Source organism: Mesorhizobium sp. M7D.F.Ca.US.004.03.1.1 (assembly GCF_003998635.1).
Lineage (GTDB): Bacteria > Pseudomonadota > Alphaproteobacteria > Rhizobiales > Rhizobiaceae > Mesorhizobium > Mesorhizobium loti.
On sequence record NZ_RZQG01001731.1, the window covers coordinates 1 to 515 of the forward strand.

Here is a 515-nt window from a genome sequence, read left to right on the forward strand (position 1 = left end):
AAGGAAAACTCAGTGCCCGCGTTCATGCCTGCGGCCGAATTGCGGCACGCGGCCCCGGCCAACCATCTTCACTGGCAGAACGTCCCGCCGTGCCGGCGCGGTTCGAGATCAAGATGGAAATGCAAGGAATGATCGGCGTCGGCGCCTGGGCCGAGCACGGTGTTGAAGGGTCCGCAGGCGGCCTTGCGCACGGCGTTGAGGAATTTGCCGTCCTTCTCGGGCGGGGCAGGGCCGACCTCGATCTTTTTGCCATCCGATAGCGTGAAACTGGCGATGTCGAGCGCGTTGCCGAAGGCGTGCTCCGACAGTTTCCGGGTGCCATGACGTGGCCGGCAGACAAAGGCCGATGCCTGGCTGATCGATTTCAGGTCTGCGCCGAATTCGACTTTCGCCGCCGGCTGGATCACATCGGCGGCAAAACGGGCCGCCGCCTCGGCCATCGGGCAGTTGAGTTCGGTGCCGGGGGCAATCGCGATCGACTTGCCGAGTGTCTTCAACACCAGGGGATAGGGGAT

The 515-nt window shown here is 63.9% G+C and carries 1 protein-coding gene; it reads right to left on the reverse strand.

Annotation, left to right across the window (positions count from 1 at the left end; translation table 11 throughout):
* Positions 1 to 68 precede the first annotated feature (68 nt).
* Positions 69 to 515 (reverse strand): extensin family protein (locus EN935_RS39750; RefSeq protein ID WP_206534729.1); only part of this gene is annotated, 447 nt, incomplete at its 5' end.